The 6,564-nt window shown below is 71.4% G+C and carries 7 protein-coding genes and 1 pseudogene; 7 read left to right on the top strand and 1 reads right to left on the bottom strand.

All coding sequences use genetic code 11. The features are described from left to right. Positions 1-924: endonuclease/exonuclease/phosphatase family protein (locus DLJ59_RS11500; RefSeq protein ID WP_425271413.1), on the bottom strand; the 924-nt coding region annotated here is incomplete at its 3' end. A gap of 338 nt (positions 925-1,262) precedes the next feature. Here DLJ59_RS11500 and DLJ59_RS11495 point away from each other — a divergent pair. From DLJ59_RS11495 to DLJ59_RS11465, 7 genes and pseudogenes are all read left to right on the top strand, one after another. Continuing rightward, positions 1,263-1,772 (top strand): hypothetical protein, encoded by a 510-nt coding sequence (locus DLJ59_RS11495; RefSeq protein WP_124772490.1) that lies wholly within the window; start codon positions 1,263-1,265, stop codon positions 1,770-1,772. A 311-nt stretch (positions 1,773-2,083) separates the two neighbouring features. Continuing rightward, complete coding sequence (locus DLJ59_RS11490; RefSeq protein WP_124772489.1) at positions 2,084-3,133, top strand: AAA family ATPase; 1,050 nt, start codon at positions 2,084-2,086, stop codon at positions 3,131-3,133. Beyond that, a complete protein-coding gene (locus tag DLJ59_RS11485) occupies positions 3,130-4,143 on the top strand; it encodes a DUF58 domain-containing protein (RefSeq protein WP_124772488.1) in 1,014 nt (337 codons plus the stop codon). The genes DLJ59_RS11490 and DLJ59_RS11485 overlap by 4 nt, the downstream gene beginning before the upstream one ends. After that, a complete protein-coding gene (locus tag DLJ59_RS11480; RefSeq protein WP_124772487.1) occupies positions 4,140-5,099 on the top strand; it encodes a VWA domain-containing protein in 960 nt (319 codons plus the stop codon). The genes DLJ59_RS11485 and DLJ59_RS11480 overlap by 4 nt, the downstream gene beginning before the upstream one ends. A 38-nt stretch (positions 5,100-5,137) precedes the next feature. Continuing rightward, positions 5,138-5,992, top strand: coding sequence for a S1C family serine protease (locus tag DLJ59_RS11475; protein WP_124772486.1), 855 nt, complete (start codon positions 5,138-5,140; stop codon positions 5,990-5,992). Positions 5,993-6,090: 98 nt separating this feature from the next. Then, a complete protein-coding gene (locus DLJ59_RS11470; protein WP_124772485.1) occupies positions 6,091-6,387 on the top strand; it encodes a hypothetical protein in 297 nt (98 codons plus the stop codon). A gap of 34 nt (positions 6,388-6,421) precedes the next feature. Next, positions 6,422-6,564, top strand: a pseudogene (locus tag DLJ59_RS11465) (aminoacyl-tRNA hydrolase); the annotation flags it as partial.

Raw genomic sequence — 6,564 nt, 5'->3', positions numbered from 1 at the left:
CACCTGCACCGAGCGGACCGCTATCCGATGGTCGACGAGTATGTGGTCGATGGTGACGGGTGGGATGAGGTCACCGTCGTACGGACCCCAGGTGCCGGTCAGGCCCTGTCCGGTGGCGTCGGCGGCGTCGACGTAGCCGGTACCCAGCAGGGCCCGCAGTGGGCTGTGGTCGAGGGTCGCGTTGAAGTCCCCGGCGAGGATCCGCAGGCCACCGTCCGGAGTGGCAGGTGGTTGGGCGGTCAGGTCGGCACGCCAGGCGCCCACCTGGTCCAGCGCGTACGGCGCCGAGGGGTGGGCCGACTCGACGCGGACCGGGGGCCCGCCGGGGACGGACACCGTCGCGTACGCCTGGCTGAAGCCCCAACCTTCGAGGTTGCGCCGGACGCCGACGTCGGTGATCGGCCACCGCGAGTAGAGCCCCGAGCCGGCGGTGCCGATCTCCGGGTTGAGCTGTCGATGCGGCAGCAGCGTGTCGAGGCCGAGCTGGTCCAGGGTGGCCTGCGCGTCCGGGGTGAACTCCTGCACGGTGAGCACGTCCACCTGGTGTCGCCGGACCAGCTCCACCAGCGTCCGCGCGTCGCCGGCGCCGGCGAGCAGGTTGGCGGTGAGCAGCCGCACGGTCGGTCCGGCCGCGGTCGGCTGCGTGTTGGCCAGCGCCCGAGGTGCGACGGTGCCGAGCAGCGCCACCGCGGTCAGGGCCGCGAGCGCCGCCGGCCACCAGCGCCGCAGGGCGAGCGCGAGGGCCAGGATCAGCACGCTGACGCCCGCGACGTACGGCGTGAAGGCGAGCGCCTGCACCAACGGCCCCCGGTCCAGGCCGAGTAGCCGGGCGGCCGCCCAGAGGGCTGTGGGTGTGACGGCAAGCCAACAGAGAACCGTGCCGAGCCGAGCGGTTCGGTGCGCGGGCGGCGCGTCGATGATCACGACGGTGATCGTAGTCTGATCCGGCGAAACCATTTCATGAATAGTTGTGCGCTCACATTTCACAATTATCTGACGGCTGGTTGACACCCCGGAAAAGCGAGATCAACTATTGACTGACGGCTTTTTCCGGTGCTACGTTCCATCTGGCTTAAGCGACGCAACTCTGAGTAGTAACAGCAGCTCAGGTGGGATGTAGATTGCCGATAAATCGCCTTCCCAAGGTGCAGGTGAATCGGCTTTCCCCCGTCCAACCGTCGTCGTACGCCTATTTATGGGCAGTCATCCGTCCCGCCCCGCGGGTCGGCCGAATTCGCACGGTCACACAAGGGGGACCTGTCATGAGCACATCCTTCCGACGTAAGGCGGCGGCGGTCACATTCGCCGTCCTGGCGCTCAGTCTGGCCGGCGGGGGCATCGCCCTCGCCCAGCCGTCGGCGAAGGCACCACAGGAGGCCGTCCAGCCGGCGGCCCGCGGCACGAACTCCCAGCCGCCGGTCAGCGCCGAGTCGGCGCGGGTGGCGAAGGCTGCGCTGAAGGCGAGTTCCGCCACCACGCTGGTGGCCAGCAACGCCTTTACCGTCGTCAACTCCAGCGGCACCAAGGCGCGTGGCACCGGCACGGTGCTCAAGTACGGCGTCGGGGAGTACGAGGTGATCTTCGGTCACAACGTCTCGGCTGGTGCCTTCCTGGCCACCATCTCCCGGTCCGACTCCTGCTGCATCCCGCCGGGCGGCGAGGTGTCCGTCGCCCCACGCCTGGGCACGCCCAACGCGGTCTTCGTGCAGACCCGCAACTCGGCCGGGACCCCGGCCAACCTGGGCTTCACCCTGCTCACCCACACACCCTGACCGAACCGACACCCGGCCCCCGTCGCCCACGGCGACGGGGGCCGATCTTGTCCACTCAGCGCGCACTCGCCGGCTGCACCTCAACCAGCCGATCCGGGCATTGATCGACTCGGGTTTCATGAAATCGGGGTGTCCGCGCACCGGGATACCCCGATTTCCGTGAACCCGAGTGGATCAACCGCTGCGTCCTTTGGCCTGGCTCGCGATGGTCGTCACCCTTTCGCGCGGCTCATCCCCATTCCGGCCACTGCGGACCGGTCCGGCCCGCACAATCCGACGTTTGCCGGGCCTGTGCCCGGGAAGCAAGCACCGTGACGGACATCTCGGACACCCTGGCCAGCATGCCCAGCCCGGTCGATCCGGAGCCGACCGGCATCGAGCTGGAACAGACCCTCTTCGAGGTCAAACGCGTGATCGTCGGGCAGGATCGCCTCGTCGAACGCCTGCTCACTGCCCTGGTCGCCAACGGACACTGCCTCCTTGAGGGGGTACCCGGCGTGGCCAAGACACTGGCCGCGCAGACCCTCGCGACCGTTGTCGGCGGCACCTTCTCCCGGATCCAGTTCACCCCGGACCTGGTGCCCTCCGACATCGTCGGCACCCGGATCTACCGGGCGTCAAAGGAAACCTTCGACATCGAGCTGGGCCCGATCATGGCCAACCTGGTGCTGGCCGACGAGATCAACCGGGCCCCGGCCAAGGTCCAGTCGGCGCTGCTGGAGGCGATGGCCGAACGGCAGGTCTCGATCGGCGGGCGCAGCTGGCCGGTCCCGGAGCCGTTCCTGGTGCTGGCCACCCAGAACCCGATCGAGTCCGAGGGGGTCTACCAACTCCCGGAGGCGCAGCGCGACCGGTTCCTGATGAAGGTGGTGGTCGACTACCCCAGCGACGCCGACGAACTGGCCATCCTCTACCGGATGAGCACCGACCGGCCGAGCCCGCGCCAGGTGCTCGACGCGCAACGGCTGCGGGACCTCCAGGCCCACGCCGAGCGGGTCTTCGTCCACCACGCGTTGGCCGAGTACGTGGTGCGGCTGATCCTCGCCACCCGCGACCCGGGCCGGTTCGGGCTGCCGGAGATCGCCCCACTGCTGGCGTACGGGGCCAGCCCGCGAGCCACCCTGGGCCTGGTCGCTGCCGCCCGGGCACAGGCCCTGCTGCGGGGGCGGGAGTACGTGCTGCCCGAGGACATTCGTGAGCTGGCCGTCGACGTTCTCGCCCACCGGCTGGTGCTCTCCTTCGACGCGGTGGCCGACGGGGTGTCGGCCGAGAGCGTGGTACGACGGCTCGTCGAGGCGGTGCCGCCGCCCCGGGTGGCCACCGGGCACCCACAGCAGGCACCGGATCTGGCGGCGGCATGAGACGCGCGACCGCCGCGCACGCCGATCCCGGCCTGGCCGAACTGGCCCCGGACCAGCGCCTACGTCGCCTGGAGCTGACCGTCACGCGTCGACTGAACGGCCTGCTGCACGGCCAGTACCGCGGCCTGCTGCCCGGTCCGGGCAGTGAACCAGCCGGTAGCCGCGAGTACCGGCCGGGCGAGGACGAGGTCCGTCGGATGGACTGGGCGGTGACGGCCCGGACCGCCGTCCCGCACGTCCGGCAGGTCGACGCCGACCGGGAACTGACCACCTGGCTGCTCGTCGACGGCAGCGCCAGCATGGAGTTCGGCACCGCCGAGCTGGACAAACGGGAGCTGGCGGTGGCCGCCGTCGCGGCGGTCGGTTTCCTGACCGCGGGCGTCGGCAACCGCCTCGGCGCCCAGGTGCTGCGCGCCGACGGGGTACGCCGCTTCCCGGCCCGCAGCGGGCGTACCCATCTGCTTGCGCTGCTCCGCGCGCTGCTCGCCGCCCCCCGTGCCACCGCGCCCACCGAACGGCCGGGGCGCGCGCCGACGGTCCGACCGCCCGATCTGGCGGACGGGCTCGACGCGCTGCACCGGATCGCCAACCGGCGTGGACTGGTCGTGGTGGTCTCCGACTTCCTCGACGGTCTGCCCGACGAACCCAGCCAGGCCGCACCCTGGGAGCGGACGATGCGCCGGCTGGCCGTCCGGCACCAGGTGCTGGCGATCGAGGTGACCGACCCCCGTGAGCTGGAACTACCGGACGTCGGCCTGATCACGCTCGTCGACCCGGAGACCGGTCGGCACCGCGAGGTGAGCACATCGGACCGTGGGTTGCGCGAGCGGTACGCCGAAGCCGCCGCCGCCCAGCGCGAACAGGTCCACCAGGCGTTGCGTCGCAGTGGCGCCACCCACCTGCCGTTGCGTACCGACGGGGACTGGAGTGCGGACATCGTCCGACACGTACACGCCCAGCGTCGGTTGGCCGCCGCGCCGTCCGGTCAGCCCCGGGGAGGTGCCGCGTGATCTGGCAGTCGCCGCTGCGACTCTGGCTGCTGCTCGGCGTGCTCGCCCTGGTCGTCGCGTACCTGGTGATGCAGCGGCGACGCAGCCGCTACGCGGTCCGCTTCACCAACCTGCGGTTGCTGGACCGGGTGGCGCCGGAGCGGCCCGCCTGGCGTCGGCACGTACCGGCCGGGCTCTTCCTGGCCATGCTGGCACTGCTCGTGATCGGCTTCGCCCGCCCGAGCGCCGAGGTCCGGGTGCCCCGGGAACGGGCCACGGTGATGGTGGCGGTGGACGTCTCCACGTCGATGCTCGCCACCGACGTCGAACCGGACCGGTTGGCCGCGGCGAAGGTGGCCGCCCGGCGGTTCGTCGAGGGCCTGCCCGACGAGTTCAACGTGGGTCTCGTCGCGTTCGCCGGGAGCGCCGCCGTGCTGGTGCCCCCGGGCATCGACCGGGACGCCCTCGAAGAGGGGATCGATCGGCTCGCCGAGGGAATCACCGGCGTGCAGGGCACCGCGATCGGCGAGGCCATCAACACCTCACTCGGCGCGGTCAAGAGCCTGGACCACGAAGCCGCGAAGGCGCCCCCGCCGGCCCGGATCATCGTGCTCTCCGACGGCGCCAACACCTCCGGGATGGACCCGATGGAGGCGGCGGCGGAGGCGGTGACGGCGGAGGTGCCGGTGCACTCGATCTCGTTCGGCACACCGTCCGGGTTCGTCGACCGCGGTGGACGGCCCATCCAGGTGCCGGTGGACGGGCAGACCCTCAAAGCGGTCGCCGAGGAGACCGGCGGAATGTTCCACGAGGCCAGCACCACCGACGAACTGCGCGCCGTCTACGACGACATCGGCAGCTCGGTCGGTTACCGCACCGAGCGGCAGGACGTCTCGGCCCGGTTCATCGGCCTCGGACTGGTGTTCGCGATGGGTGCCGCCGCCGGCTCGATGCGCTGGTTCTCCCGGCTGCCCTGACCGCTGCGCACAACCGTCGTCGACCGTGAGGAGTACGCATGGCAGTGCAGACCGGACTGGGCGAACCGCGCGGTCCCTGGTTCATCTCGCCGGAGCTCGACCCGGACGGGCGCGGGTGGTGGGACGCGCCCGAGCGCGACCCGGGCGGGCGACGGCCTCGACGGCTGCTGGCCGCACTGGCCGTGGTGGCGCTCTCCGCCGTCTCCGGCGCCATCGCCGGTGGCGTGGTGGCCGGCCGGGACGGGGCCGGGGGACCGGCTGCGGCGTCCGCCGCCCCGGTGCCGGCCGAGCTGGTCACCGCGGCCGAGCGGACCGTACCGGGGGTGGTGTCGGTGCTGGCCGGCGGCGCGGGCAGCGGGTCCGCGACCGGCTCCGGCTTCGCGGTGGACGACCAGCAGCATCTGATCACCAACGACCACATCCTTTCCAAGGGCGGTGGCGGGCCGGTGACCGTGGAGCTGCCCGACGGCCGCCGGTTCGCCGCCGAGGTGGTCGGACGGGAGCCGCGCAGCGACCTGGCCGTGCTGAAGGTGCCGGCATCGGCAGGTCTCACCCCGCTGCCCCTGGCCAAGCCGGGCGCGACCCGGGTCGGTGAGCCGGTGCTCGCTGTGGGTTCGCCGCTCGGGCTGGCGGGAACGGTCACCGCGGGCATCGTCAGCGCGTTGGACCGCCAGGTGCGGCTCGGCAACAACCGGCACAGCGCGGTGCAGACCGACGCGTCGATCAACCCCGGTAACTCCGGTGGGCCGTTGGTCAACGCGCGCGGGGAGGTGGTCGGTGTGAACACCGCCATCGCCACGATCGACGGAAACGGTTCGATCGGCATCGGTTTCGCCATCCCGATCGACCAGGTGCAGCAGACCGCCGACACGATCATCGGCAAGGGTGGCTGAGCTGCCCGAACGCCAATACGGGAATTGCCACTGTCAGATATCCGGCCGGACGGCATCGGGCCATGGAAATATTACGGTCGGTATGGATACTGGCGGAGGTGGAGCGTCCTCTTCTTACGGTCCTCCTGCTGGTGGGCCTGGTCATCGGATGTGCAGTGGGGTCGGCGTACGCCCGGGCACGACGCGGGTGGAGTGATTACCAGACCGTCAAGAAATCGGTGCCGGGCGCCCGCAGGGGCGCCTGGTCGCTGATCCGTGGGGTCGCCGTGAAGGCCGCGGTGGTCGGGCTGTTGCTCTTCGGCGCGGCGGCGTACGCGGCGGTCGGTTCCGATGAGGAGACCGCCGGGCCGGCGCCCAGTCAGTCCCCAACCCAGAGTGAGCCTCCGCACCGGTAGCCCCCGGCGGGCCGTCGCGGGTTAGCCTCGGGGCGTGGACGACGGACTGCGGGTGACCGACCGGTGGGTCATCCCCGCCGGAGAGCTGCGGGAGCGTTTCTCCCGCTCGTCCGGGCCGGGCGGGCACGGCCGGCGAGTTGGCCAGGTCGTAGCTGAGCTCGACGCGGGAGTCCGCGG

It is taken from the genome of Micromonospora inaquosa (assembly GCF_003857055.1).
In the GTDB taxonomy this organism is placed as follows: domain Bacteria; phylum Actinomycetota; class Actinomycetes; order Mycobacteriales; family Micromonosporaceae; genus Micromonospora; species Micromonospora inaquosa.
Note: the sequence above shows the minus strand (reverse complement) of the source record. Positions and strands in the feature narration are given on the sequence as shown.

Excerpts from the sequence above, each read along its gene's own strand:
- DLJ59_RS11495 (WP_124772490.1), top strand. The coding sequence starts at position 1,263 with ATGAGCACATCCTTCCGACGTAAGGCGGCGGCGGTCACATTCGCCGTC.
- DLJ59_RS11485 (WP_124772488.1), top strand. The coding sequence starts at position 3,130 with ATGAGACGCGCGACCGCCGCGCACGCCGATCCCGGCCTGGCCGAACTG.
- DLJ59_RS11475 (WP_124772486.1), top strand. The coding sequence starts at position 5,138 with ATGGCAGTGCAGACCGGACTGGGCGAACCGCGCGGTCCCTGGTTCATC.